Raw genomic sequence first — 25,385 nt, 5'->3', positions numbered from 1 at the left:
CGAGAGAGTCATGGATCTGCCCCTTCACCCCCTTGTCGTGCACGCCGCCGTCGTTCTGGTCCCGCTCGCCGCGGTGCTGGTGATCACGGCGGTGTTCTGGGCGCGGGTGCGCGTGCAGGTGGGGGCGGTCGGTGCGGTGCTCGCCCTTCTCGGAACCGTCTCGTTCTTCGTCGCCCACCGCTCGGGTTCGGCCCTCGCCGAGATCGTCGGCACCCCGTACGCGCACATGGCGTGGGCCGACCCCGCTCTCGCCGCGGCCGTCGTCTTCGGCGTGCTCGCGGTCGCGTGGTACGTCCAGGCCGTGCTGCTCCACCGGGCGGCGGCCCGGGACACCGCGCCCGCGCGCGGTCGTACGATCGCCGAGCGCGTGACCGGCATCCTCGCCTCCGTCGCGGGGGTCGTCGCGTGCGTCTTCACGTTCCTCGTCGGCCACTCCGGTGCGGAAGAAGTGTGGTCGGGCGTGGCCGCGGCGGTCCCCGCGTGACGGACGGTCCCGGCGCCGCGCGCGCGTACTGGTCCACCGAGCCGGGTGCCGGGGAGCTGCGCGACGAGACGCTCCGCGCCCCGCGCCCCGGCGAGGCGCGCGTCCGCGCCCTTCACTCCGGCATCAGCCGCGGAACCGAGCTGCTCGTCCGCCGCGGCGACGTGCCGATCTCGCAGCGCGAGCGCATGCGTGCTCCCTTCCAGGAGGGCGACTTCCCCTTTCCGGTGAAGTACGGCTACCTCTCCGTCGGCGTCGTCGAGGACGGACCCGCCGACCTCATGGGGCGCCGCGTGTTCTGCCTGCACCCGCATCAGGACCGCTTCGTCGTCGCCGCGTCCATGCTCACACCCCTCCCCGACGCGGTCCCCTCCCGGCGCGCGGTGCTCACCGGCACGGTGGAGACGGCGCTGAATGCGCTGTGGGATGCGCCGCCCTGCGCGGGCGACCGCATCGCCGTCGTCGGCGGGGGGCTCGTCGGCGGGGCGGTCGCCCTGCTCCTGCGTCGCTTCCCCCTCGCCCGGCTGCAGATCGTGGATCCGGATGCCGCGCGCCGGCGCCAACTGGCCGAGGCGGGTCTCGACGCCGTGGCGCCCGAGGACGCGGTCGGCGACTGCGACATCGTCTTCCACGCCTCGGCATCCGAGTCCGGGCTCGCCCTCGCCCTCGGGCTCCTCGGCGACGAGGCGGAACTCGTGGAGATGTCGTGGTTCGGCGCGCGCGAACCCCGCGTGCCGCTGGGGGAGGACTTCCACTCCCGCCGCCTGCGGATCACCGCCAGCCAGGTGTCGCGGATCGGCGCCGCCCGGCGCGCGCGCCGCGACTCGGCCGACCGGCTCGCGACCGCGCTGGAGCTCCTCGCGGACCCCGCGTTCGACACCCTCCTCGCGGCCGACATCGCCTTCGACGAGATCGATGACGCCTTCGCCGCGCTCGAGGACGGTCGCATCGGCCCCGGGTGCGTGGTCGTGACGTACCCCGGCGCCCCCTGAACCCGACCCGACCCGACTCCGAGAGGACCCCATGTTCGGACTCACCGTCCGCGATCACGTGATGATCGCCCACAGCCTGCCCGATGAATTCTTCGGCCCCGCCCAGGGGCTGCACGGCGCGACCCTCGTGGTCGAGGCGACCTGGCGGAGCCCGCGCCTGGACGACCACGCGGTCGTCATCGACATCGGCGAGGCCTCCCGCCACCTCTCCGAGGTGCTCGACCCGCTGCGCTACGCGAACCTCGACGAGCACCCCGCGTTCGCCGGGACCCTCAGCACCACGGAGGCCGTCGCCGCCCACATCGCCGACGCGCTCGCCGAACGGCTCGACCCGGCCGCGGGCATCACCGGGATCGGCATCGTCGTGCGCGAGCATCCCGATGCGTGGGTGACGTATGACCTCGACCTCGCCGGTCGCTGACCGCGCCTTCGTCGTCCCCGCCGATCTCGGCGGCCCGAGCGGCGGAAGCGCCTACAACACCGCGATCATCGCCGCTCTCCGCGCGGGCGGTGTCGACGTCGTCGAGCGGGGCGTCCCCGGTGCGTGGCCGCGGCCGACGGAGGCCGATCTCGATTCCCTCGCGGAAGCCCTCGCATCGGCGCGCGAGGTCGTCGTCGACGGCATCGTGGCCTGCGCGGCGCCCGATCGGATCGCGGATGCCGCGGCGGCCGGCATCCGCGTCGTGATCCTCGTGCACCTGCCGCTGCCCGCCGAGTCCGGGCTCTCGGAGGCCGACGCCGACACCCTCGCGCGCGGGGAGCGGGCCGCGCTGGAAGCGGCGGATCTGATCCTCTGCACGAGCGCCTGGGCGCGTGACGACCTGCGGGCGCGCTACGACGTCGCCGCCGAGGTCGTGCGGCCGGGTGTCGATACCGCGGATCCCGCGATCGGGAGCACACCGCCTCGGCTGCTGATCCTCGGTGCCGTCACGCCGCGGAAGAACGCGGTCGTCGCCCTGTCGGCACTCGAACCGCTGCGGGATCGCGCGTGGGAGGTCGTGGTCGCCGGGCCGGCCCGGGACGCCGATCCCTACGTCGCCCGGGTCACGGGCGCGGTCGAGGCGCTCGGCGTCGATCGTGCGCGCGTCGTCGGCGCCGTCTCGGGGCGTCGACGCGAGCGCCTGTGGCGCGAGACCGACCTGCTCCTCCTGCCCTCGCTCGTCGAGCCCTACGGCATGGTCGTCACCGAGGGCCTGGCCCGCGGCATCCCGGCCCTCGTCGCGGCCGGCACGGGGGCGGTCGAAGCGCTGGTCGACGGCACCGAGTCCGGGGCGCCCCTCCCGGGTCTCGCGCTCGACCCGGACCGCCCGGCGGAGTGGACCGACGCGATCGCGCGCTGGCTGGACGACGCCGACCTCAGTGCCGCCTGGCGGGCCGCGGCATCCGATGCCCGGTCTAGACTTCGAGGATGGCCGCACGCCGCGACGCAGCTGCGGGACCTGCTCCGATGGTGAGCCGTCCCGTTCCCGCCGATTGGCTGTCGCTGCGGCGCCAGGCCGATCACACCGCCCGCGAGGCGGCGCTTCCGCTCGTGCGGGAGGCGGTGGCCGCGCTCGGCGCGGAGGACGCGCCCGTGCGCGTCATCGACGTCGGCGCCGGAACCGGCTCCAACCAGGCGTGGCTGGCCGATCGGCTCGCGCCGCTCGAGCAGCACTGGATCCTCGTCGACCACGATGCCGATCTCATCGACGCCGTGGATCCGGTCGCCCCGCCCTCGGTGTCGTCGCTCACGCGCCGCATCGCGACGGTCGCCGAGCTCCCCGACGTCGTCGCCGAGGGCGAAGGGCCGGTGCTCTTCACGTGCGCGGCCCTTCTCGACCTGCTCTCCCCGGAGGATGCCGCCGTGCTCGTCGACGCGATCGCACGGACCGGATCGGCGGCCCTTCTGAGCCTCAGCGTCACCGGCGACGTGTCGATCGATCCGCCGCACCCCGCGGACGCCGCGATCACCGCCGCCTTCGACGCGCACCAGCGCCGCGACGACCTCCTCGGCCCGGATGCCGCCGACCATGTCGCCGCCCTCCTCCGCGATCGCGGACAGCGCGTGGAGGTCGCCGCGACCCCGTGGCGGCTGGACGCGGCGGACCAGGCGCCGCTCCTGCAGCGCTACCTCCACGATCGGGCGGATGTCGCGATCGAGCACGACCCCGCGCTGGCCGACCTCGTCGCCGCCTGGCGCGCGGAGCGTCAGGGCCAGATCGACCGGGGCGCGCTCATCGTGCGCGTCGGGCACGCCGACATCCTGAGCCTCCCCGCCACCGCGTGAGCGGAGTCGGACGGATGGCGGGTCGAGGGCGACTGGTCGCCGTGGCCCTCCTCCAGATCGTCGTCACCGTCGGCATCCTCGCCGTCGTGGTGTGGCGCTTCGGACTCGCCCCGCTCGTGGATGCGGTGACGCAGCTGCCCTGGTGGGCCTACCCGACCGGCGTCGCCCTCGGCGCTGCCGGCGTCGTCGCCCAGGCCCTCCGCTGGCGGGTCGTCGCGCGGCACCACGCGATCCGCATCCCTCTCGGACCCGCGATCGCCCGTTGCTGGCAGGCGTCCTTCCTCAACAGCGTGCTTCCCGGTGGTCTGGCCGGAGACGCGCTCCGCGCCGCCGACGACAGCAGCGACGCCGATGTCGACGCCGGGCGACGCGCTCTCGCCAGCGGATTCGCCGCGATGGCGGGAGAGAGGCTGGCCGGCACCGCGGTGGTCTTCCTCGCCGCCGGGGTCGCTCTCGCCGCCCCCGCCCCGCTCTTCGCGCTCGGCAGCGTCGGGATCGCGGTGCTCGTCTCCGCGATCGCCTGGCGGTGGCTGCGCCGGCTGTCGGCCCGTGAGCTGATCGCGGTCATCGCCCTCGCCGTCGCCGGGTGGGCGGCGTTCGCGGGGATCTTCGTCGTGTCGGCCCTGGCCCTGGCTCCCGCGCTGAGTCTCGCCGTGCTTCCCGGGACGGCGGCGATCGCGATCGCCGGCATGTCGATCCCGCTCGGCGTGGGCGGCTGGGGCACGCGCGAGGCCGCCGCGGCGTGGGCGTTCGACCTCGTCGGCTCCACCGCCGAGCTGGGCATCACGGTGTCGATCGGCTACGGCATCCTCGCCCTGGCATCGACCCTCCCCGGTGCGGTCGTCGTCGCCGTACGCACACTCCCCCGCGTCCGCGAGGTCCGCCGGGCGCGCGAGCGTCGGCGGGCGAGGGCGGCATCCGAGCGCGGGCGGGCGCCGAACCGGCCGGTGTCAGAAGGTGAACTCGGTGCAGAGATCCGCGCCCAGCGGGAATCTGCGCACCGGTCCGCGAAGGGCGTCCGCGAGACGGTCCTCCCCGTCGAAGCGGATGCCGGGCACACCGTCGCCGATGAGCACCGGCGCGGTGGTGAGGTACAGCCAGCGGAGGGCGTGGTCGCCGACGAAACGCGACACCGTCACCCCTCCGCCCTCGATCAGCACCCGTGACAGTCCTCGCGCTTCGAGCACGCCGAGGATCTCGCGTGGCGTGAGCGAGCGCAGGCCTGGGACCCGCACGATCTGCACGTGCGGACCGACCTCGACGTCGACCGGGGTCGCGGCATCCACCAGCCAGAGCGTGGGCGCGGCGCCGTCGTGCAGGAGGCCGGATGCCGCCGGGATGCGCGCGGATGCGTCCAACACGACCCGCACGGGGTTCGCTCCGGCGACGGCGCGGACGGTGAGGCGCGGGTCGTCGTTCGCGACCGTCCGCCAGCCGACGACGACGGCGTCGACGAGGGCGCGGAGGCGGTGGAGGTGCCGGCGATCCTCTTCGCCGGTGACGAAGCATGCATCGCCGGTCCGGGCGGCGATGAAGCCGTCGAGGCTCTGGCCGAGCTGGGCGACCGCGAGCGGGCCGCGGGCGTTCGCCAGCGGTGTGTAGATCTCCGCGAGCTGCGCGCACGCGGGCTCGTCGCCGGCGAGCAGCTGTCGCCAGGCGCGGTCGTCGGGGTCGGGGGCGCCGCCGCTCGCCGATGAGGGCGTCGGTCCTCCGGCGGTGGTGGGCGGCATCCTTCCAGCGTAAGCGTCCGGTCCGATCCGCGGGGCGGGCTTGCATTCGGGCCGTGGCCGTGGGAGCGGCGTACGATCGCCGGATGACATCCGAGGATGCCGTTCCCGTCTCCGACCTGCAGGCCGCCCTCGGCGACCTCGACGTCCACGACGTGCTCCACGGCGACGCCGCGCGGATCCTCTTCGCGTCGGGCAATCTGAGCCGCGTCTTCGGCGTCCGCACCCGTGCCGGCGACGACGTCGTCGTGAAGATCCGCCCCGACTCCGCGCGCCTCGACGACGTCTTCGCGGTGCAGGTCGCCCTGGCCGGACAGGGGCTGCCGGTACCCGCGCCGGTCCGTGGTCCCGTGCGGGCGGACGGCGTCGCGGTCTCGGTCGAGCGGCTCGTTCCGGGCGGTGCCACGCGCGGTCCCGGCCCGGGCGCCGCGCGGGCGTTCGCCGACGTGCTGCACCGATTGATCCGTTCCGCTCCGCCGGCCGGCGACCACCCCGGGCTCCACGTCGACGAACCGGCCTGGGTGGCGTGGGGCCACGGGGGTGCGTCGCTCTGGCCGGCTCGGGATGACGCCGGCACGCCGATCGACGGGCCGGGTCCGGACGACGTCGATGAGGCGGGCGCTGCCGCGCGAAGCGTCCTGCGCTCCCTGGAGCGGCCGGTCGTGATCGGCCACGGCGACTTCGAGGACCAGAACCTGCGGTGGAACGGCGACGCGATCCACGCCGTGCACGACTGGGACAGCCTCATCGCCCAGCCGGAGTGCGCGATCGTGGGCGGGGCGGCGGCGATCTGGCCGGCCGGCGTCGTGGCCTGGTGCGCCACGCCGGGGGAGGTCGCGGAGTTCCTCGGGGCCTACGAGACGGTGCGCGGGCAGGCGTTCGACGAGGACGAGCGCCGTGCCGCGTGGGCCGCGGCGCTCTGGCAGCGGGCCTTCAACGCACGAAAGCACGCCGCCGACGGGGGAGGGATGCAGCTCGACCTCTTCCGGCGCGACGCCGACGAGCTCCGACGGCACGCCGGCTGCTGATCGGCGCGCTCCTCCGGGGATCGCCTCCGCGCCGACGCAGGCGATCCCACGAGAACAGGAGGATCCGGGGCGAGACGTCCTGTTCTGGTCGGCTCTCCTGTTCTCGAACGCGCGCAGGTGTGCCACACTCGGCGCTCGTGACCCACCGCTCCGCCCCCGCCACCCCGCTCCTCGGCCGCACCGCCCTCGTCACCGGCGTCTCCCGGCGCCGCGGCATCGGCTTCGCCGTCGCGTCGGCGTTCGCGCGCCGGGGTGCGCATGTCGCCATCCACCACCACCGCACCCACGACGAGGGTCAGCCGTGGGGCGCCGACGATCTCGAGGCGGTGCGGGACGGCATCCGGTCCCAGCTCGTGCCCGGTGCCGAGCTCGTCGACATCGGGGCGGACCTGTCGGATGCCGCGGCGATCCCGCGCGTGATCGATGCGGCCGCCTCGATCACGGGCTCCGTCGAGATCCTCGTGTGCAATCACGCGCGCAGCGGCGGCGACGGCAGCATCCTGGACATGACACCGGAGACCCTCGACGCCTTCTGGGACGTCAACACCCGTGCGACGCTCCTGCTCACCTCCGCGTTCGCCGCCCGCCGGCACACCCCCGGGGAGCGCCGTCGTCCGGGCGACCGCATCGTCGGCGACGGACCCTTCGCGGCCCCGACGGGGCACGTCTTCTGGATGACCTCCGGCCAGATCCACGGCCCGATGCGCGGCGAGGTCGCCTACGCCACAAGCAAGGCGGCGCTGGCGGGGGTGACGAAGACCGTCGCGGCGGAGCTCCTCGAACTCGGCATCGTCCTGAACACGATCGACCCGGGTCCGGTCAACACCGGATACCTGGATGCCGAGACCACCGACCGCGATCTCGACGGCCTCGACGCGCGCGTCGCCGGAACACCGTTCGGCCGGTTCGGCCGGCCCGAGGATCCGGCCGCGCTCATCTCGTGGCTGGCGTCGCCCGAGGGCAGCTGGGTGGTCGGCCAGGTGCTGAGCAGCGACGGCGGCTTCCAGCTGGCCTGACCCGCCGCGCTCCACAGGGGATTCTCAGCCACGCGAGCGGATCCTCCCCTAAGGTTGCACGGTCCAAGGGGAGTACCCCGACACGGTGGATTCGTCATCACGGAGGCTTCTCGCCTCCCGGATCGCCGGTCTCCGTCGGAGATGGGGAAGACCTTGGCGTCGATTCGTCCACGCCATGGTCTGGAGACCCTGTGAACATCACGCCCCTTGTGTGGGGGATCACCATCGCGGTGACCGTCGCCTTCTTCGTCTTCGAGTACTTCGCGCACGTGCGCAAGCCCCACGCGCCGACGATCGGGGAGTCCGCCCGCTGGTCGGTGTTCTACATCGCCCTCGCGCTCCTCTTCGGTGTCGGCATCGGCGTGGTGTCGGGCTGGCGGTTCGGCGGTGAGTACTTCGCCGGCTACCTCACCGAGAAGGCGCTGTCGATCGACAACCTCTTCGTCTTCCTGATCGTCATGACCGGGTTCGCGGTGCCGAAGATCTACCAGCAGAAGGTGCTGATGATCGGCATCGTCATCGCGCTGATCATGCGCGGTGCGTTCATCGCGGTGGGCGCGGCGCTCATCGAGAACTTCTCCTGGATCTTCTACATCTTCGGCGCGCTGCTGCTCTTCCTCGCCTACCGACAGGCCTTCTCGCACGGGGAGTCCGACCCCGCCAACGGCAAGTTCATGACGATGGTCCGCCGCATCCTGCCGGTGAGCGACGAGTACAACGGCGACCGCCTCTTCGTGAAGAAGGACGGTCGGCGCTTCGTCACCCCGATGCTCCTCGTCATCGTCGCGATCGGCTTCGTCGACCTGATCTTCGCCGTCGACTCGATCCCCGCGATCTACGGCCTCACCAACGAGGCTTACATCGTCTTCACCGCCAACGCCTTCGCCCTCATGGGCCTGCGCCAGCTGTACTTCCTCATCGGCGGTCTGCTGGAGCGCCTGATCTACCTCGCCCAGGGTCTCGCCGTGATCCTCGCGTTCATCGGTGTGAAGCTCGTCTTCCACGCCCTGCACGTCAACGAGCTGCCCTTCATCAACGGCGGCGAGCCGGTGCTGTGGATCCCCGAGATCCCGATCTGGCTGTCCCTGCTGTTCATCGCCGCGACCGTCACCGTCGCCACCGTCGCAAGTCTCGCCAAGACCCGCAGCGACCGCCTGCGTCGCCCGGTCGAGGTCAAGCAGGACATCGAGGACGCGCGCGACCCGCGTCCCTGACGCCCGTATCGATCCGGCCGCCGTCGAGGGGAACCACGACGGCGGCCGTGTCGATGAGGCGCGCGTCGTGGCTGACGCACACGACCGTCGCACCGCGCGCGGCCTCCGCGGCGACCGTGTCGAGGATGAGCCCGGCACTGCGGGCGTCCACCGCGGTGGTCGGCTCGTCCAGCAGAAGGAGATCCGCGCGCCCGACCAGGCCCTGAGCGATCAGGACGCGCTGCTGCTGGCCGCCCGACAGTGCCGCGAACGGGCGCTGCGCGAGGTCGAGGACGTCGAGGCGCGCCATCGCCTGCGCGATGTCGTCCCGCATCCGATCGGACAGCCGCCGCCAGAGCCCTGCCCGCCGCCACGTGCCGACGGCCACCATGTCGGACGCCGTCAGCGGGAGGCGCGGAGTGAGCGCGGTGCGCTGCGGCACGAACGCCACGGTGCCGCCCCGTTCGACGGTGCCTCGCGTGAGTGGCGTCGTGCCGGCGATCACCTCGAGGAGCGTCGACTTCCCCGCGCCGTTCGGACCGACGATGACGGTGAGCGCCCCGCGGTCCAGCGCGAGGTCGACCCCGTCGAGCGCGACGACATCGCCGAACCGGACGGACGCCGCGCGGACGACGACGGCGGGAAAGGCATCAGGCACGCACTCGATCCTACCGTTTTGATAATGGTTCTCATTACCGGTACGGTCGTGCCTCGTGTCCTGGCTCTTCGACCCCTTCGCCCCCGAGTTCGTGCAGCGCGCGCTCCTCGGCGGGGCGCTCGTCGCGGTCCTCTGCGGCGTCGCGGGAACCTGGGTGGTCGTGCGGGGCATGGCGTTCCTCGGTGAGGCGCTGGCGCACGGGATGCTTCCCGGGGTCGCGCTCGCGACCGTCTGGGGCCTTCCCGTCCTGATCGGCGCCGCGGTCAGCGCCGTGGTCATGAGCATCGGCATCGGTGCGGTCCAACGGCGCGCCCGCCTGTCGTACGACACGAGCATCGGCCTGCTCTTCGTCGGGATGCTGGCGCTCGGCGTCGTGATCATCTCGCACGCCGGCAGCTTCGCCACCGACGCGACCGCCATCCTGTTCGGCGACATCCTCGCGATCACCACCGGCGACCTCGTCGTCCTGGCCATCGCGGTCGTCCTCGGCGTCGCCACGGCGGTCATCGCGCATCGGCCCCTCGTCGCGCTCGCCGTCGACGAACGCGTCGCGCGGGTGCTCGGACTCCGGCCCTCGTGGGCGCAGGCGGCGCTGGTGGGCCTGGTGACCCTCGCGGTCGTCGCGTCCTACCAGGCGGTCGGGTCGCTCCTCGTCGTCGGTCTCCTCGTCGCACCGGCCGTCGCCGCGCGGCAGTGGACCGAGCGCCTCCCCACGATGATGGTGCTCGCCTCCGCGCTCGGCATCCTCTCCGTCGTCGGCGGCCTCGTCCTCTCCTGGCACGCCGCCACCGCCACCGGCGCGACGATCGCCGGCGCGGCCGTCATGGCCGCCGTCCTCTCGTGGGGTCTGCGCGCCGCCACCGAGACCCTCCGCCGCCGCTCCCTCGCCTCCTCGCCCGCCCTCGCGTGACTCGAAAGGTCGCATGTCTTCGCTCCGTCCCGTCCCCTCGTCCTTCCTCGCCGCCGTCGCCGCGCTCAGCCTGCTGACCGGGTGCGCGTCCGCCGACCCGGCCCCCGGCACGGACACCGCCGCCACGAGTGGCGCCGACGCGGATGCGCACGGCGAGATCGCGGGCGCGGAGGAGCTCGCCGAAGCGCAGGTGGGTCTCACCCTCGTCGGTCCGGGCGGGGGCGTCACGCACCTCGACCTTCTCGACGAGTCGGTCGCCGACCTCGGCACGGTGCGCGAGCCGGATGCGGTCCACTCGGACGGTCGGTACCTGTTCGCGATCGACGAGACCGGGGTGTCGATCGTCGACAGCGGCGTGTGGACGTGGGACCACGAGGACCACTTCCACTACTACCGCGCCGAGCCGCGCGTGATCGGTGACGTCGAGGGCGCGGGTGTCGCGACGGTCACCACGACCTCGTCCTCGACGACGGGAGGCACGGGGGTGTTCTTCCCCGAGTCCGGGGACGCCGTGCTCCTCGACACCGAGGCGCTGTCGAAGGGCGAGCTCGTGGAGCGCTTCCGCGTCGCGGGTGATCCCGGCAGCGGCATCGTGCTCCCCGTCGGCTCCTTCGCCGCGATCGCCGCGGGCGACCGCGTCATGCTGCGCGACGGCGACGGCGAGCAGGTGGGTGTCACCGAGGACTGCGTCGCCGCCGAGGGGTCGATCACCACCCGCGTCGGCGGGGTCATCGGGTGTGAGGACGGCGCGCTCCTCGTCACCCTGGCCGACGGGATGCCGCAGATGGAGCGGATCCCGTACCCGGACGACGCCGCGCCGCGCGCCCGGCAGTTCGCGAACCGGGAGGGCCGCCCCCGCGTCGCCGCGCTCGCCGGGGAGGGCGGCGAAGCGGGCATCTGGATCCTCGACACCCGCGCGCGCACCTGGACGCTGCTGCCCGCCCCCGAGCCGCTCGTGCAGGTCACCGCCGTGGACGACGACGACGCGCACCTTCTCGCACTGACCGAGAGCGGGCGCGTGCTGATCCTCGACGGCGAGACCGGCGCGCTGCGTGCCGCCACCGAGCCCCTCGTCGCCGGGAGCCTCGCCGACGGCGCCGGCGGCATCCGCCTGCTCGCCGACCAGCAGCGCGCGTACCTCACGGGTCCCGTCGAGCGGACGGTGTGGGAGCTCGACTTCGCCGACGACGCGCGGATCGCGCGGACGTTCACACCGACGACCGCGCCGCTGTTCGCCGCGCTGACGGGACGCTGACATGCGCCGGATCACCGCCACCCTCGCCCTCGCGCTGACGAGCGTCGTCCTCGCCGGCTGCGCCCCCGCGGCCGGAACCGACGGCGACCGCCCCGTCGTCGTGGTGTCCACCAACATCCTCGGCGACGTCGTCGACAACCTCGTCGGCGATGACGTCGAGGTCGTGACCCTGATGCGCCCCGGCGCGGATCCGCACTCCTTCGAGATCTCGCCGGCCGAAGCCGCGCAGCTGCGCGACGCCGACCTCGTCGTCTCCAACGGGATCGGCCTCGAGGAAGGACTGCAGCAGCACCTGGATGCCGCCGCCGAGGCCGGCGCGCGCACGTTCGTCGCGGGCGATGCCGTCGACGTCCTGCCGTACACCTCCACGGATGCCGGCGGCGCGGACGACCCGCACTTCTGGACAGACCCCGCCCAGATGATCGCCGTCATCGACGCCCTGGAAAGCGCCCTGCGCGACCTGGACGGCATCGACGCCGAGGCGGTGACCGAGCGGACCGCGGCGTACCGCGCAGAGGTCGAGGACCTCGACGCCGAGATGGCGGCGGCCTTCGCCGCGCTCCCCACCGAGCGACGTGCGCTCGTGACGAACCACCACGTCTTCGGCTACCTCGCCGACCGGTTCGACTTCCGCGTGATCGGCGCCGTCATCCCCGGCGGGACGACCCTCGCCGCCCCCAGCACGAGCGACCTGGCCGACCTCGTCGGCGCCATCGAGGAGGCGGGGGTGCCGACGATCTTCGCCGAGTCGTCCCAGCCCGACCGGCTCGTCCGCGCGCTCGCCGAGGAGGCGGACGTGCGGGTGGACGTCGTCGAGCTGTTCACCGAATCCCTCACGGATGCCGCCGGCGGAGCGCCGGACTACCTGACCATGATGCGCGCCAACACCGAGCGCATCTCCGACGGCCTGTCGCGCTGAGCGCGGGCTGATCCCCCACAGAAAGAGGAACACCACATGCGAACTCCGCTTCACCGCGGCGCCGGAATCCTGGCCCTGGCCCTGGGTGCGACCGTCGCGCTCACCGCGTGCGCCGGGTCACCGGCATCCGCCCCCGCCTCCGACGCCCCGGCGTCCGACGCGGCCTCCGGCGCCGCCCAGGATGCCGGTCTCCGCGTCGCCCTGTCCTACCCCGGCGGCATCGTCGTCCTCGACGGCGAGACCCTCGAGGTCGTCGGCGACGTGAACTCCGAGGAGTTCACCCGCCTGAACCCCGCGGGCGACGGCCGACACGTCATGGTCACCACGAGCGAGGGCTTCCAGGTGCTGGACGCGGGCACCGCCGACACCGAGCCCGTGCTCACCGACCGGCTGTTCGAGGCGGAGGCCGCCGGCCACGTCGTCGTCCACGCCGGCAAGACCGTGCTCTACGCCGACGGCACCAGCGACACGACGATCTTCGACACCGACGACCTGCTGGCCGCCGGCGACGAACTCCCCGAGACCACGGTGATCGAGGGGGTGGAGGCGCACCACGGCGTCTCGATCGTCCTCGAGGACGGATCGTTCGTCACCACCGTCGGCAACGCCGACGGGCGCACGGGCATCACCGTCCAGGATGCCGACGGCGCCACGATCGCGGAGAGCGCGGAGTGCCCGGGCATCCACGGCGAGGGCACCGCGCAGGACGAGGTCGTCGTCTTCGGCTGCGACAACGGCGCGCTCGTGTACGACGGCGACGAGATCGTCAAGCTCGACGCCCCCGACCAGCCCTACGGCCGCACCGGCAACCTCTTGGTGAGCGAGACGAGCCCGCTCGTCCTCGGCGACTACAAGGACGACCGGGATGCCGAGGGATACCTCCTGCACCGCGTCGCCGTCATCGACACGGCCGCTCCCTCCCTCGAGGTGATCGACATGCCCGAGGGCGCGGAGTACACCTTCCGCGACCTCGTGCGCGGCCCCGAGGACCTCGGCTACATCCTGGCCTCGGACGGCAGCATCCACGTCCTCGATCTCGAAGCGGGCGCCTTCGTCGACGCCTTCCCGGTGATCGAGGCGTGGGAGGGTCCGGCCGACTGGCAGGACGCCCACCCCGCCATCAAGGTCAGCGGCGACATCGCCTACGTGACCGAGCCGGCGAGCAACGAGGTCCACGCCGTGGATCTGACCACGGGAGAGGTCGTGGCCAGCGCGACGCTCGAGGTCACGCCCAACGAGATCGCGCTCACGCGCTGACTCTTCCCCGTCGGGGTCGCGCCGCGTTCGCCGGCGCGACCCCGACGTCGTCTTCCCGGCGGAGAATCGAAGGGTGACGATCCCGGCCCACGCCCCTGATCTGCCGGAGCGCGCCGTCCTGTCGCAGGTGTGGAGCCATGCCGTCTTCGTCCACTGGCGCCTCGAGCCCACCGAGGTCGCGCCGATGCTCCCTCCGGGCGTCCGCCCGGACGTGCACGACGGCTCGGCGTGGGTGGGGCTCGTGCCGTTCGTGCTCTCGCGCTTCCGCTTCCTGCCCCTTCCCGCCGTGCCGTGGCTCGGAACCTTCGCCGAGATCAACGTCCGCACCTACGGCGTCGATGCCGCCGGTCGCCGCGGTGTCGTCTTCCGCACGCTCGAGGCCGAGCATCTGCCGCCGGTCCTCGCGGCCCGGGCCCTCTTCGGGCTGCCCTACCGGTGGGCGTCGATCGGACTCTGGACGGATGCCGCGGCATCCGCCGTCGCGTTCCGCTCGCGCCGCCGCGATGCGCGCGGGCGTCCGCGCGGGCCGGGGACGCGCATCGCCGTCCGCGTAGCCGACGACGAGGTCGTCGACACCGACCTCTCCCGCTTCCTCACCGCACGGTGGGGCTTCCACGAGCGTCACCTGGGGGCGACCCGCTGGGCGCAGAACACCCACGAGGAGTGGCCGCTGCGGACGGCGGAGCTCCTCGAGCTGGACGACGATCTCGTCGCGGACGCCGGGTTCCCGGGGCTCGCGGCGCGTCCGCCGGACTCCGTCCTGTCGATGCCCGTGGGGCACCCCGGCTTCACCACACGCTTCGCGCGGGCGCGTCGCATCTGAGCGAGTCCGCGGAGCGTCCTAACGCGCGCGGCGGATGCGGATGGGTCCGCGCGCGGTGGACGGGTCCACGACCGTGCCCCGCTGCGTGATCTCGACCTCGCCCGCCGCGACGAGCCGGCGTGCGGCACGGCGAGCCGGCTCCATGAGATTGCGCCAGTCGTCGCCGCCCACTGCCCGTGCGGCCTCGGAGGGGCAGATCGTCGCGGTCGTCGCCCGTGCGGCCAGGAGCTCCCGGATCGCGTCCTCCAGCGCGCTGTCGACGGACCGCACGCCGCGCCGTCGGCACGCGTCCGAGCAGTAGGCGACCTTGTCCCAGTTCGCCGCCCACTTCTTGCGCCACTGCATCTCGCGGCCGCAGGATGCGCACGTCTTCGACTGCGCCCGCGGGTCGGGTGTCGATCGCGACCGGCCCATGGCGGTCTCAGTGGATACGGGCGATCTGCACCGTGATCGTCGCGTCCTCGGGGGAGTTCTCGGCGAGCACGTCGGCGACGCGGCGCGCGGTCTCGGGTGTGCCGAACTCGGGATCCGTGGCGATGCGGGCCGCAACCCGGGGGATGCCGTCGCGCACCGACACGGCGATGTCGGCCTGCCGCTCGCCGGAGCGCCCGGTCGCGGCGGCGAGGATGCCGGAGATCTGCTGCAGGGGTGAGCCGTACACGTCGACGACGCCGTCGACCGCGCGCACGCGGGAGACCAGACCGCCGTCCGGTTCAGGAGTGGTGAGAGTCATGACGATTCCTTGTCGGACGCGTAGCCGTGGAGGTCTTCCACCGTGATGTTGACCCCCACGACCTTCAGCTCGGTGTGCTGGTTCAGGGCCGTGTAGACCAGGTCCCGCACGCGCGCAGTCGTTTCCGGCACGGGCAGTCCCCACGCGATGCTGGCGGTGACATCGACCTCGACGGGCTCTCCGGGGATCTCGGCGTCGCCGATGATCTGGGTGCGGCCGATGTAGACGCCCGGCACGGCATCCCCCGTCTCGCGGATGAGCGCGCGCACCGCGCCCTCCGTGACCGAGATCGACACGCGGGGGTCGTCGTGGTGGATGGGGAAGCTCCGGCCCGCGCGCAGCTCGGAATGGACCGCCGACAGGATGCCGTTGAGCCAGTCCTGCGGGGGAGGGGGGAGGCGCTCCGCATCGTCGGCCATGAGGTCGCGGGACAGCCGCCCGACCCGCTCGAGCGCGTCGAGGGCATTGAGGCAGTCGGGGCACGACTCGATGTGCGCGTCGGCGGGGAGACGGCCGGCGGTGAGGTAGTCGCTCAGTTCGTCGACGGTGCGCCCGCAGTCCAGGATCTCGGGGGGAGTCTGGGTCATCGCCAGTCCTCCATCCGGATCGCGATCGAACTCCGTGCTCGTGACAGCAAGCCTCTCACGGTGCTGGCGCTCGTGGTCATCTCCTCGGCGATCTCGGCGTAGCTGAGGTCGGCGACCTCGCGCAGCAGCCAGGCGCGTCGCTGGTCCTCGGGGAGTTCGTCCAGCGCCGCCGACAGGGCGGCGAGCTGGGCCTGGCGCACCGCGCGGACCTCCGGATCGGGGTGTGCGCTCTGCACCAGGGGGACGTCCTCGATCGGCACGTCGGCGGTGCGGCGGCGGAGGCGTGCGAACGCCTCGCGGCTGGCGATGCGCATCAGCCAGGCGCGGACCGCGGAACCGTCGCGGAGGGAGGGGAGCTGCTTCCAGGCGGTGATGAACGCATCCTGCACGACGTCGTCGGCCTCGCTCAGCGATCCCACGATCCGGGATACGTACGCGCGCATGAGAGAGCTGTGCCGCCGCACGATCTCGCCGAACGCGGTGGCGTCGCCGTCCACCGCGCGCTCGACCAGGATCTGGTCGGATGCGGCCCCCAACGGTGATCCCGTCGCTGCGCCCGCCCCAGCGATGCCGCCCATCCCCACCTCCCAGCAAACGCTCAGGAACTTCGCCGTGACGAATACGGCGGGACGACCCTCCTATTCGCAGAGCAAACGTAACGCTCGCAGATCGCCCCGAATCGGGGTTGATTTCCCCTCGTTCGACAGATAAAGGAGCCGGATCATGGTCGCCAACGACATCACGACCACCCCCGCCGACGAGACGCGCGCCCCGAAGAGCGCCGCCTCCCGCGTCGACCGTCCCACCTCGTCCTTCACGGGCGCGCGCGACGAGAACGCCGCCGGCCGCACCACCATCTCCGACGGTGTCGTGGCGAAGGTCGCCGGCATCGCCGCGCGCGAGGTCCCCGGTGTCTACGCCCTCGGCGGCGGCGGCGCGCGTGCATTCGGCGCGATCCGCGACGCGATCAACGCCACCGACCTCACGCAGGGCGTCAAGGTCGAGGTCGGCGAGACGCAGGCCGCGGCCGACCTGACCATCGTGGTGGAGTACCCGTCGCCGATCCAGGAGGTCGCCGGAAACGTCCGCGCCGCCGTCGCGGGTGCCATCTCGCGCCTGGTGGGCCTGGAGGTCGTCGAGGTCAACGTCGAGGTCAACGACGTGCACATCCCCGGCGACGACAGCAACGACGAGGAGCCGTCGCGCGTCTCCTGATCGAGACCGCGCTCTGCGGTTCCCCACCCTGCGGGTCGCCATCGACGTCGCCCCGTAGGGTGGGGGCCATGAGCGCCGAGTACGCATGGTGGACCTCCGCGGTGGTCTACCAGATCTACCCCCGTTCGTTCCAGGACTCCGACGGCGACGGCATCGGCGACCTGCGCGGCATCCTGCGCCGCGTCGATCATCTCGCCGAACTCGGAGTGGATGTCGTCTGGTTCTCTCCGCTATACCGCAGCCCGCAAGACGACAACGGGTACGACATCAGCGACTACCAGGACGTCGATCCCCTCTTCGGCACGCTCGACGACCTCGACGAGGTCATCGAGGCCCTGCACCACCGCGGGATCAAGGTGGTCATGGACCTCGTCGTCAACCACACCAGCGACGAACACCCGTGGTTCGTCGAGTCGCGCTCCTCCCGCGACAGCCCGAAGCGCGACTGGTACTGGTGGCGCGACCCCCGCGACGGATTCGAGCCCGGGACACGCGGCTCCGAACCGACGAACTGGGGCTCCTTCTTCTCCGGTCCCGCCTGGGAGTGGGACGAGCAGACCGGGCAGTACTACCTGCACCTGTTCAGCCGGAAGCAGCCCGACCTCAACTGGGAGAACCCGGAGGTGCGCGAGGCCGTCTACGCGATGATGCGCTGGTGGCTCGACCGCGGGGTGGACGGCTTCCGGATGGACGTCATCAACCTCATCTCCAAGGACGTCGGCCCGGAGGGCGCGCTCTCCGACGCGCCCGTCGCGAGCGGCCTGTACGGCGACGCCACCGCCGCGAGCGCGAACGGCCCGCGGCTGCACGAGTTCCTCCAGGAGATGCACCGCGAGGTGTTCGCGGGGCGGCGCGACTCGCTGCTCCTCGTCGGCGAGACCCCCGGCGCCACCGTCGAGGACGCGCGGCTGTTCACCGACCCCGCACGCGCGGAGCTCGACATGGTCTTCACGTTCGAGCACATGGGTCTCGACACCGTCGACGGCGACCGCTTCCAGCACCGGCCGCTCGACCTCCGCGATCTCAAGGCGACACTCACGCGATGGCAGACCGGTCTCGCCGAGACCGGGTGGAACTCCCTCTACTGGGACAACCACGACCAGCCGCGCGTCGTGTCGCGCTTCGGCGACGACGGCGAGCACCGGGTCGCCTCCGCGAAGGCGCTCGCGACGGTCCTGCACCTGCACCGCGGCACCCCGTACATCTACCAGGGCGAAGAGCTCGGGATGACGGATGCCGGGTTCACCTCGTTCGACCAGTACCGCGACATCGAGTCGCTGCGCTACGTCGACGACAAGCGTGCGATCGGCGAGTTCGACGACGAGCAGCTCCTGCGCGCCCTCGCCTTCGGCAGCCGCGACAACGCGCGGACGCCCGTCCAGTGGGACGGTTCGGTCCACGCGGGCTTCACCAAGGGTGAGCCGTGGATCGAGGTCAATCCCAACCACGACCGGATCAACGCGGAGGACGCCCGCGCCGATCCGGCGTCGGTGTTCCACTACTACCGACGGCTCATCGCGCTCCGCCACGACGATCCCGTCGTGCAGACCGGCACCTTCACCCTCGTCTGGCCGGAGGACACCGAGGTCTACGCGTTCCACCGTGCGCAGGACGGCATCCGGCTCACCCTCGTGGCCAACTGCTCGAGCGAGGGCGTGGAGCGGGATGCCGGCGACCTGGGCATCGGGCGGGCGGGCGTCGCGATCGCCACCCACGACGACCCGCCGCAGGCGCCCTCGGGACGCCTGCGGCTGCGGCCGTGGGAGTGCGTCGTCTACCGCGTGGAGGACGACACCGTCTGATCAGCCCGCCGCGCCGACGGTCGCCTCACCGGGGAGGACCCGCTTGACGACGTCGGTGAGGGTGACGACGCCGACGGCCCGGCCCTCGGATTCCACGACCACCAGCTGGACGCTCGCCTCGCGCATGCGGCGGAGAGCCTCGTGCACGAGGAGGTCCTGCGACAGTCGCAGGACCGGCCGCGCGAGGGTGGACACGCCATCGGTGTCATCGCGCAGCAGCGTGTCGCGCACGTGCACGACCGAGCGCGGCTCACCGTCCCGGTCGAGGACGAGCACCCGCAGGTGACCGGTGCGGCGCGCCGCCTCGCGCACGGCGGCGAGATCGGCATCCGTCGTCACCGCCGTCGGCGTCGCCGTCGGGACGGTGATGTCGCCGAGGGTGAGGCTCTCGAGCTCGATGACCTGCGAGATCTGCGTGCGCAGCTCGGGCTCGAGCACGCCCACCTGGCTGGAGTACTCCACGAGGTGGCGGATCGTGTCCGCGTCGCGGCCGCCGACCGCGGCGCGGTCCACCGGCTCGACACCGCTGCGCGCGACGAGCGCGTTCGCGATGCGGTTCACCCACAGGAGGAACGGGCGCAGCGGCCAGACGTAGGCGCGCGCCGGGATGCCGACGATGCGCGCCGCGGTCTCGGGGTGAGCGATCGCCCACGACTTCGGGGCCATCTCGCCCACGACGAGGTGGAGGAAGGTCACCGCGAGCAGCGACAGCGCGAACGCCGCGCCGCCGGCGAGCCACTCGGGCGCACCCCAGGAGGCGAAGACGGGTCCGAGCCACGCATCGACCGCGGGCTTGGTGACGGCACCGAGGGCGAACGTACAGGCCGTGATGCCCAGCTGGGCGCCGGCGAGCATGAGGGTGAGCTCGTTCATCCCCCGCAGCGCCGCGCGCGCCGAGGGATCCGTTGTGGCGGTCTCCTCCAGCCGGTGCCGGCGCGCCCCGAGCAGGGCAAACTCGATGACGACGAAGAACGCGCTCAGCACGATCAGCGCCACGGTGGCGATCAGGACGATCCAGCCGTTCATCGCTGCGCCTCCTCGGTGTCGTGGGCCGCGTCCCGCAGGGCCTCGGACGCCTCCCGGTCGGCGTCGCGCTCGGTGACGAGCTGAACCCGCAGGACGTGCGGGACGTGCCGGTCGAGCTCGATGACCTCGATGAGGAGCGCGCGGGAGGTGTGGTCGTCCTCGATGACGTCGGCGCCCTGCAGGGGGAGCTCGACGCGGACGGTGTCGCCCGGTTCGGGAAGGCGTCCGGCGGCCGCGATCGCGAGTCCGGACAGCGTCTCGAAGTCGCCGCGTTCCAGGTCGGCGCCGATGACGCGCTCGACCTCGTCGATGTGGAGGTCGCCGTCCATCTCCCACGTATCGTCCGCGGTCTGCACCGCTCCCGCCCCGTCCTCGGCATCGTGCTCGTCGGAGATCTCGCCGACGAGTTCCTCGGCGAGATCCTCCAGAGTCAGGACACCCGCGAACCCGCCGTACTCGTCGATGACGCAGGCGAGCTCGTTCTTCGTCGCCGTCAGCTGGCCCAGGGCGTCCGGGAGGGGCATGAGGGTCGCGAGCACGAGCGGTTCGCGCATGATCGCGGTCACCGGACGCGGGTCGTCGCGGTCGGTCCCGAGGACGTCGACGAGGTGGACGACACCGACCGGCTCGTCGCGCTCGCCGATGACCGGGTAGCGCGTGTGCGCCTCCGCCATCAGCGCCCGCACGTGGGAGATCGGGTCGGTGACGTGGACGACATCGACCTGGACGCGCGGGATCATCGCGTGCTCGACATCCTGCTCCGGGAAATCGAGGATGCGGTCGAGCATGAGCGACAGGTCCGCCGGCAGGTCGCCGCTGTCGCGGGAGTCCTCGATGATGTGCTCGAGGTCCTTCGCCGTCGCCGAGGTGTCCACGTCGTGGACGGGTTCGACCCGGACGAGACGGAGGAGGCCCTCGGCGGACTTGTCGAACACCCAGATGAGCCACCCGAAGACCGTCAGGTAGCCGAGGGTGGTCGGCGCGAGCGCGCGCGACAGCGGCTCGGGGTTCGCCAGGGCGAGGTTCTTCGGGTAGAGCTCGCCGAAGATCATCTGCACGACGGCGGCGAGCACGAGGGCGCCGACGGTGCCGATCGTGATGCCGACCGCGGCGGGGATCCCGGCGCCTCCGAGAAGCGTGCCGAGGGACTCGCCGATGAACGGCTCGGCCACGTAGCCGACGAGGAGGCCGGTGACGGTGATGCCCAGCTGCGCGCCGGACAGCATGAACGACGTCCGCTGCGTGACCTTGAGGGCGCGCCGGGACGCGGCGTCGCCGGCGTCGGCCTGCGCGCGCAGTTTCGCGCGGTCCACCGACATGTAGGCGAACTCCTGCGCGACGAAGTAGCCGTTCGCCGCGATGATGATCGCGGTCAGGACGATGCCGAGGAGAAGGAAGAGCAGTGCGGTGATCATGGAAGGATCACCCCCCGCGCCGGACGCGAGGAAAAGGGGACAGGGGCGAGAACGCCCGGACTATGACCGGGGTCGTCTGTCGACGACCCCGCGCGTGAGTGTCCGTTCACGTGCTGGTATGCACCTCCGAGTCAGAATGGTGATGATTCTAGGTCATCACGACCGGGTATTCTCCCGCCCGTGAGCTCCCCCCGACGCGCCGGAACCCCCGCGGAGGTGTTCGCGGCCTTCCTGAAGCTCGGGCTGACGTCCTTCGGCGGCCCCGTCGCCCACCTCGGCTACTTCCGCGACGAGCTCGTCACCCGCCGCCGCTGGATCGACGATCGCGGCTACGGCGAGCTCGTCGCCCTGAGTCAGTTCCTCCCCGGACCCGCCTCGAGCCAGGTCGGGTTCGGGCTCGGCCTCCTGCGCGCCGGCCCCCTCGGTGCGCTCGCCGCGTGGCTCGCCTTCACCCTGCCGTCGGCGATCATCATGGTCGCCTTCGCGTACGGAGCGGACCTCTTCGGCGGCACGATCGGCTCCGGCATCCTGGACGGACTGAAGATCGTCGCCGTCGCGATCGTCGCGCAGGCGGTGTGGGGAATGGCGCGCACGCTCACCCCCGACGCGCGTCGGGCGTCGATCGCCGTCGTCGCGGCGGTGCTCGTCCTGGTGGTGGCGGGGACCCTCGGTCAGGTGGCCGCGATCGTCCTCGGGGCGCTCGCCGGGCTCGTCCTCTGCCGGATGCCGGGGGAGACGCCGGGACCGGACCTGGACTTCGGCGTCTCGCGGCGGGCGGGGGTCACCGCCCTCGGGATCTTCGCGGTGCTGCTCGTGGGACTCCCGATCGCCGCGGCGGCACTCGGGGGAACGGTTCTCGGCGTCGCTGATGCCTTCTTCCGTGCGGGTGCGCTCGTCTTCGGCGGCGGTCACGTCGTCCTCCCGCTGCTGGAAGCCGAGGTCGTCACCGGCGGATGGGTCGACGCCGAGCAGTTCCTCGCCGGGTACGGCGTCGCCCAGGCGGTGCCGGGCCCGCTGTTCACCTTCGCCGCCTACCTCGGGGCGCTCGCCGCTCCGGGGGCCGCGGGCCTCGCCACGGCGGCGGTCGCGCTGGTGGCGGTGTTCGTCCCGGGCTTCCTGCTGCTCGTCGGCGTGCTGCCGTTCTGGAGCGCGTTGCGGACGCGCCCGGCGGCCCAGGCGCTGCTGCGCGGCGCGAACGCCGCGGTGGTCGGTATCCTCGCCGCGGCCCTCTACGACCCGGTCTTCGTCACCGCCGTGACGGGGCCCGCGTCCTTCGCGCTCGCCCTCGTCTGCTTCGTGCTGCTGATCTCGTGGCGCGTGCCGCCGTGGGTGGTGGTCATCGTCGGCGCCGCCGGCGGCGTGGGTCTCGCGTTCCTCTGAACACCCCCTCGTCCGCCCGCACCCGGCTACCGTGGATCCGACCCGACACGGGTCGTGAGGACCGGAGCCGCCATGACCGAGATGACCCCACCCGACCGCATGCACGCGATCTCGCCCGAGACGCGCGCGGTCGTCGACGATGTGCTGGAGTACGCCCGTCGCCGCGCCCTGTACGAGGACATCCCGCTCGACAAGCCGCTGCGGCCGAGCGATCTCGCGCGCCTCGCTCCGCGCACGGTCACGCCGGAGGGGATCGGCGCCCGGCGCGCCATCGCCCTGTTCGAGAACGTCCTCGCTCCGGCGTGCATCTCCACCGACCACCCCGGGTATCTCTCCTTCATCCCGTCGGCCCCCAGCAAGGCGGCGCTCGCCTTCGACGTCGTCGTCTCGGCATCCGCCGTCTACGCAGGGTCCTGGATGGAGGGCGCTGGCGCGGTGTTCGCCGAGAACGAGGTGCTGCACTGGCTCGCGCGCGAGTTCGGCCTGCCCGAGGGCGCCGGCGGCGTCTTCGTCCAGGGCGGGACGATCGGCAACCTCTCCGCCCTCGTCACGGCGCGGGATGCCGCACGCCGGCGCCTGCGCGAGGCCGACCGCCCGACCCCGGCGCGCTGGCTCGTCGTGTGCAGCGCCGAGGCGCACTCGTCCATCGCCTCCGCCGCGGCGGTCATGGACGTCGACGTCCTCCCCGTTCCCGTCGACGGGGCCGGCCGCCTCCACGGCGACGCCGTCGCGCGCGCGCTCGACGACCACGGCGACGCCGTCTTCGCCGTGGTCGCCACCGGCGGCACCACCAACTTCGGCATCGTCGACGACATCGCCTCGATCGCCGACGTCACCGCCGCGCGCAGGGTCTGGCTGCACATCGACGGCGCCTACGGCCTCGCGGCGATGCTCGTCCCCGAGATGCGCGGCGCCTTCGCCGGCGTCGAGCGGGCCGACTCGGTCATCGTCGATCCGCACAAGTGGCTGTTCGCGCCGTTCGACGCGTGCGCGCTGATCTACCGCGACCCCGCGCTCGCCCTCGCCGCGCACACGCAGAAGGCCGAGTACCTCGACACCCTGACCGACACCCCGGACTGGAACCCGTCCGACCTCGGCATCCAGCTCACCCGCCGGGCGCGCGGACTCCCGCTGTGGTTCTCGCTCGCGACCCACGGCACCGAGCACTACCGCGCCGCGATCGCGTACGGCATCGACCTCGCCGCGCGGATCGCCGACGACATCCGTGCGCGCGACGAGGTCTCGCTCGTGCGCGACCCGCAGCTGTCCGTGGTGGTGTTCCGCCGTCACGGGTGGACGATGGCCGACTACAAGGCCTGGTCGGACCGGCTCCTGGACGACCAGCGCGCCTTCGTCGTGCCGAGCTCGCACGCCGGCGAACCGGTGCTGCGCTTCGCGATCATCTCGCCGCTGACGACCTACGAGCTCCTCGTGGACGTCCTGGATTCGCTGCGCTGAGGCTCCGCGCCCTCCCCGCCGGCCGCGCCTTCGGGCGCACGATCTACACTGGAAGGGTTCGTTCCGCCGCCACAGGAATGCCCCCGTGACCCCTTCTTCTTCCGCCCGCACGTTCGAGGTGCGCCACGTGCAGCTCGCACGCGCCGGCTTCGCGGCGCTCGCGGCGCTGATGATCACCTTCTCGCCGGACCACTCCGCCGAGGTCGGCGCGGCCGTCTTCAGCGGGTTCGCGGTCGCCACCGGGCTCGTCTTCCTCCTGGCCGCGTGGCTCGTCTCCCCGGCCGGCGGGCGCGGTGCGGCGATCGCCCTGGGCACGGTGACGGTGCTGGCGGGCATCGTCTCGGGCCTTCCTCCGGTGCGTTCGGTCGTCGGCTTCTTCCTCGTCGTGATCGCATGGGCCGTCATCGCGGGAGCCATCGAGCTCGCCGTCGGCGTCCGCGCCCTGCTCCGCGCGCGCCGTGCCGCCCGAACGGGCGACGAAACGGATGCCGCGCCGCGTCGCGCCGGCTACGTCGCGCCCTGGACCCCGCGCGACGGCGCGACTCCGGCACCCCCGCTCTCCCGCGGCGATGCGCGCGACGCCGTCGTCGTCGGCGCCCTCGGCATCCTGCTCGCCGCGGGCATGCTGCTGGTGCCCACCGGCTACGCGCTGCGGTACACGATCGAGGAGGTCGGACAGACCTTCACCCTCACCGGGATCATCATCGCCGTGGGCATCTTCGGCGCCTACGCCGCCATCGTGGCGGTCTACCTCGGCATCGCCGGGTTCTCGCCGCGCCCCGCCGCCGCATCCGCATCGCCCGATCCGACGGCGTCCGCCGCTCCGGGCACCTCCCCGACCGGTGCCCCGACGCCGGCCGAACAGAAGGATTCCGCGTGACCGAGAATCAGCCCTCCCGCCGTGACCTCATGAAGCCCCTCCAGCTGGTCGGGCTCGCCTTCGTCGCGGCGCTGTTCGCCGGCGGCGTCACGCTGGTGTCGATGGGCTTCTTCCAGTCCAAGCCCGCCGATGAGGCGCAGGGGGCCCTCGTGCTGGCCCTCATCGTCGCCGGCATCGTCTTCATCGCGACGCTGCTGATCGTCTCGCTGCTGCTCCTGGTCGTCGACCCGGCGCAGGTCGCCGCACCGGTGGACCGCCCGGTGCTGTACGACCCCGAGCCCGACGCGACGGACGGGCCGGAGACCCCGCCCACCCGCTGATCCCCGCGCAGCGGCACGCCCACGCGGGACCGCTCGCCCGACGG

27 protein-coding genes and 1 pseudogene are annotated in these 25,385 nt (G+C 72.6%); 20 read left to right on the top strand and 8 right to left on the bottom strand.

Features of this window, described 5'->3' with window-relative positions; all coding sequences use genetic code 11:
- The first annotated feature begins 10 nt into the window (after positions 1-10).
- The 6 genes and pseudogenes from ABXJ56_RS06415 to ABXJ56_RS06390 all read left to right on the top strand — a co-directional run.
- Positions 11-484 (top strand): DUF2231 domain-containing protein, encoded by a 474-nt coding sequence (locus ABXJ56_RS06415; RefSeq protein WP_353998874.1) that lies wholly within the window; start codon positions 11-13, stop codon positions 482-484.
- Positions 481-1,473 carry a zinc-dependent alcohol dehydrogenase gene (locus tag ABXJ56_RS06410; protein ID WP_353998873.1) on the top strand — a complete coding sequence of 331 codons (993 nt, stop codon included), beginning with the start codon at positions 481-483 and terminating at the stop codon, positions 1,471-1,473. Before ABXJ56_RS06415 ends, ABXJ56_RS06410 begins: the two co-directional genes overlap by 4 nt.
- 31 nt (positions 1,474-1,504) lie before the next feature.
- Complete coding sequence (locus tag ABXJ56_RS06405) at positions 1,505-1,894, top strand: 6-pyruvoyl trahydropterin synthase family protein (RefSeq protein WP_353998872.1); 390 nt, start codon at positions 1,505-1,507, stop codon at positions 1,892-1,894.
- Positions 1,869-2,927: a glycosyltransferase family 4 protein gene (locus ABXJ56_RS06400; protein ID WP_353998871.1), complete on the top strand. Its 1,059-nt coding sequence runs from the start codon at positions 1,869-1,871 to the stop codon at positions 2,925-2,927. Before ABXJ56_RS06405 ends, ABXJ56_RS06400 begins: the two co-directional genes overlap by 26 nt.
- A complete protein-coding gene (locus ABXJ56_RS06395; protein WP_353998870.1) occupies positions 2,882-3,739 on the top strand; it encodes a hypothetical protein in 858 nt (285 codons plus the stop codon). Before ABXJ56_RS06400 ends, ABXJ56_RS06395 begins: the two co-directional genes overlap by 46 nt.
- 14 nt (positions 3,740-3,753) lie before the next feature.
- Positions 3,754-4,257: pseudogene (locus ABXJ56_RS06390) on the top strand (lysylphosphatidylglycerol synthase domain-containing protein); the annotation flags it as partial.
- A gap of 432 nt (positions 4,258-4,689) precedes the next feature.
- Here the strand turns inward: ABXJ56_RS06390 and ABXJ56_RS06385 are convergent.
- Positions 4,690-5,469 carry a RibD family protein gene (locus ABXJ56_RS06385; protein WP_353998869.1) on the bottom strand — a complete coding sequence of 260 codons (780 nt, stop codon included), beginning with the start codon at positions 5,467-5,469 and terminating at the stop codon, positions 4,690-4,692.
- Between the two features lie 83 nt (positions 5,470-5,552).
- On the opposite strand from ABXJ56_RS06385, the gene ABXJ56_RS06380 reads away from it, so the two are divergent.
- From ABXJ56_RS06380 to ABXJ56_RS06370, 3 genes are all read left to right on the top strand, one after another.
- Positions 5,553-6,494: a hypothetical protein gene (locus tag ABXJ56_RS06380; RefSeq protein WP_353998868.1), complete on the top strand. Its 942-nt coding sequence runs from the start codon at positions 5,553-5,555 to the stop codon at positions 6,492-6,494.
- A gap of 137 nt (positions 6,495-6,631) precedes the next feature.
- A complete protein-coding gene (locus ABXJ56_RS06375) occupies positions 6,632-7,510 on the top strand; it encodes an SDR family oxidoreductase (RefSeq protein ID WP_353998867.1) in 879 nt (292 codons plus the stop codon).
- A 191-nt stretch (positions 7,511-7,701) separates the two neighbouring features.
- Positions 7,702-8,724 carry a TerC family protein gene (locus tag ABXJ56_RS06370; RefSeq protein ID WP_353998866.1) on the top strand — a complete coding sequence of 341 codons (1,023 nt, stop codon included), beginning with the start codon at positions 7,702-7,704 and terminating at the stop codon, positions 8,722-8,724.
- Here ABXJ56_RS06370 and aztA read toward each other — a convergent pair.
- Positions 8,684-9,361 (bottom strand): zinc ABC transporter ATP-binding protein AztA, encoded by a 678-nt coding sequence (gene aztA / locus ABXJ56_RS06365; RefSeq protein WP_353998865.1) that lies wholly within the window; start codon positions 9,359-9,361, stop codon positions 8,684-8,686. The two genes, ABXJ56_RS06370 and aztA, sit on opposite strands and share 41 nt — an antisense overlap.
- A 55-nt stretch (positions 9,362-9,416) precedes the next feature.
- Here aztA and aztB point away from each other — a divergent pair, with 55 nt between their 5' ends.
- From aztB to ABXJ56_RS06340, 5 genes are all read left to right on the top strand, one after another.
- Positions 9,417-10,271 (top strand): zinc ABC transporter permease AztB, encoded by an 855-nt coding sequence (aztB, locus tag ABXJ56_RS06360; RefSeq protein WP_353998864.1) that lies wholly within the window; start codon positions 9,417-9,419, stop codon positions 10,269-10,271.
- A 13-nt stretch (positions 10,272-10,284) separates the two neighbouring features.
- Positions 10,285-11,526, top strand: a complete 1,242-nt coding sequence (locus tag ABXJ56_RS06355; RefSeq protein WP_353998863.1) for an ABC transporter — start codon at positions 10,285-10,287, stop codon at positions 11,524-11,526.
- Position 11,527: 1 nt separating this feature from the next.
- Entirely contained in the window at positions 11,528-12,445 is a 918-nt protein-coding gene (gene aztC / locus ABXJ56_RS06350; RefSeq protein ID WP_353998862.1) for a zinc ABC transporter substrate-binding protein AztC, read from the top strand.
- A 36-nt stretch (positions 12,446-12,481) separates the two neighbouring features.
- Positions 12,482-13,702 carry a zinc metallochaperone AztD gene (gene aztD, locus ABXJ56_RS06345; RefSeq protein WP_353998861.1) on the top strand — a complete coding sequence of 407 codons (1,221 nt, stop codon included), beginning with the start codon at positions 12,482-12,484 and terminating at the stop codon, positions 13,700-13,702.
- A 73-nt stretch (positions 13,703-13,775) separates the two neighbouring features.
- Positions 13,776-14,525 (top strand): YqjF family protein, encoded by a 750-nt coding sequence (locus tag ABXJ56_RS06340; RefSeq protein ID WP_353998860.1) that lies wholly within the window; start codon positions 13,776-13,778, stop codon positions 14,523-14,525.
- 18 nt (positions 14,526-14,543) lie between these two features.
- Here ABXJ56_RS06340 and ABXJ56_RS06335 read toward each other — a convergent pair whose 3' ends face one another.
- Genes ABXJ56_RS06335 through ABXJ56_RS06320 form a run of 4 tightly spaced genes read right to left on the bottom strand, consistent with a single transcriptional unit; the run spans position 14,544 to position 16,423 of the window.
- The gene (locus tag ABXJ56_RS06335; RefSeq protein WP_353998859.1) at positions 14,544-14,939 is read right to left on the bottom strand and encodes a DUF2256 and DUF3253 domain-containing protein; all 396 of its coding nucleotides are present in this window, start codon (positions 14,937-14,939) and stop codon (positions 14,544-14,546) included.
- A 7-nt stretch (positions 14,940-14,946) separates the two neighbouring features.
- Complete coding sequence (locus tag ABXJ56_RS06330) at positions 14,947-15,258, bottom strand: hypothetical protein (protein WP_353998858.1); 312 nt, start codon at positions 15,256-15,258, stop codon at positions 14,947-14,949.
- Positions 15,255-15,845: an Asp23/Gls24 family envelope stress response protein gene (locus tag ABXJ56_RS06325; RefSeq protein ID WP_353998857.1), complete on the bottom strand. Its 591-nt coding sequence runs from the start codon at positions 15,843-15,845 to the stop codon at positions 15,255-15,257. Before ABXJ56_RS06325 ends, ABXJ56_RS06330 begins: the two co-directional genes overlap by 4 nt.
- A complete protein-coding gene (locus ABXJ56_RS06320) occupies positions 15,842-16,423 on the bottom strand; it encodes an RNA polymerase sigma factor (RefSeq protein ID WP_353998856.1) in 582 nt (193 codons plus the stop codon). The genes ABXJ56_RS06325 and ABXJ56_RS06320 overlap by 4 nt, the downstream gene beginning before the upstream one ends.
- A 145-nt stretch (positions 16,424-16,568) precedes the next feature.
- Between ABXJ56_RS06320 and ABXJ56_RS06315 the strand changes: the two genes are divergently transcribed.
- Both ABXJ56_RS06315 and ABXJ56_RS06310 read left to right on the top strand, forming a co-directional pair.
- Positions 16,569-17,060, top strand: coding sequence for an Asp23/Gls24 family envelope stress response protein (locus ABXJ56_RS06315; RefSeq protein WP_353998855.1), 492 nt, complete (start codon positions 16,569-16,571; stop codon positions 17,058-17,060).
- Positions 17,061-17,128: 68 nt separating this feature from the next.
- Complete coding sequence (locus ABXJ56_RS06310) at positions 17,129-18,862, top strand: alpha-glucosidase (protein ID WP_353998854.1); 1,734 nt, start codon at positions 17,129-17,131, stop codon at positions 18,860-18,862.
- On the opposite strand, the gene ABXJ56_RS06305 is transcribed toward ABXJ56_RS06310, so the two are convergent.
- Complete coding sequence (locus ABXJ56_RS06305) at positions 18,863-19,888, bottom strand: hemolysin family protein (protein WP_353998853.1); 1,026 nt, start codon at positions 19,886-19,888, stop codon at positions 18,863-18,865. It abuts the gene before it with no gap.
- Positions 19,885-21,303: a hemolysin family protein gene (locus ABXJ56_RS06300; RefSeq protein ID WP_353998852.1), complete on the bottom strand. Its 1,419-nt coding sequence runs from the start codon at positions 21,301-21,303 to the stop codon at positions 19,885-19,887. Before ABXJ56_RS06300 ends, ABXJ56_RS06305 begins: the two co-directional genes overlap by 4 nt.
- Positions 21,304-21,483: 180 nt before the next feature.
- Between ABXJ56_RS06300 and chrA the strand changes: the two genes are divergently transcribed.
- From chrA to ABXJ56_RS06280, 4 genes are all read left to right on the top strand, one after another.
- Complete coding sequence (gene chrA, locus ABXJ56_RS06295) at positions 21,484-22,683, top strand: chromate efflux transporter (protein ID WP_353998851.1); 1,200 nt, start codon at positions 21,484-21,486, stop codon at positions 22,681-22,683.
- Positions 22,684-22,764: 81 nt separating this feature from the next.
- Positions 22,765-24,141, top strand: a complete 1,377-nt coding sequence (locus ABXJ56_RS06290) for a pyridoxal phosphate-dependent decarboxylase family protein (protein WP_353999979.1) — start codon at positions 22,765-22,767, stop codon at positions 24,139-24,141.
- 85 nt (positions 24,142-24,226) lie between these two features.
- Positions 24,227-25,021, top strand: a complete 795-nt coding sequence (locus ABXJ56_RS06285; protein WP_353998850.1) for an acyl-CoA synthetase — start codon at positions 24,227-24,229, stop codon at positions 25,019-25,021.
- Positions 25,018-25,341 (top strand): amino acid transporter, encoded by a 324-nt coding sequence (locus ABXJ56_RS06280; RefSeq protein WP_353998849.1) that lies wholly within the window; start codon positions 25,018-25,020, stop codon positions 25,339-25,341. The genes ABXJ56_RS06285 and ABXJ56_RS06280 overlap by 4 nt, the downstream gene beginning before the upstream one ends.
- Positions 25,342-25,385 lie beyond the last annotated feature (44 nt).

The sequence above is a fragment of the Microbacterium aurantiacum genome, assembly GCF_040532595.1.
GTDB lineage: Bacteria > Actinomycetota > Actinomycetes > Actinomycetales > Microbacteriaceae > Microbacterium > Microbacterium chocolatum_B.
Note: the sequence above shows the minus strand (reverse complement) of the source record. Positions and strands in the feature narration are given on the sequence as shown.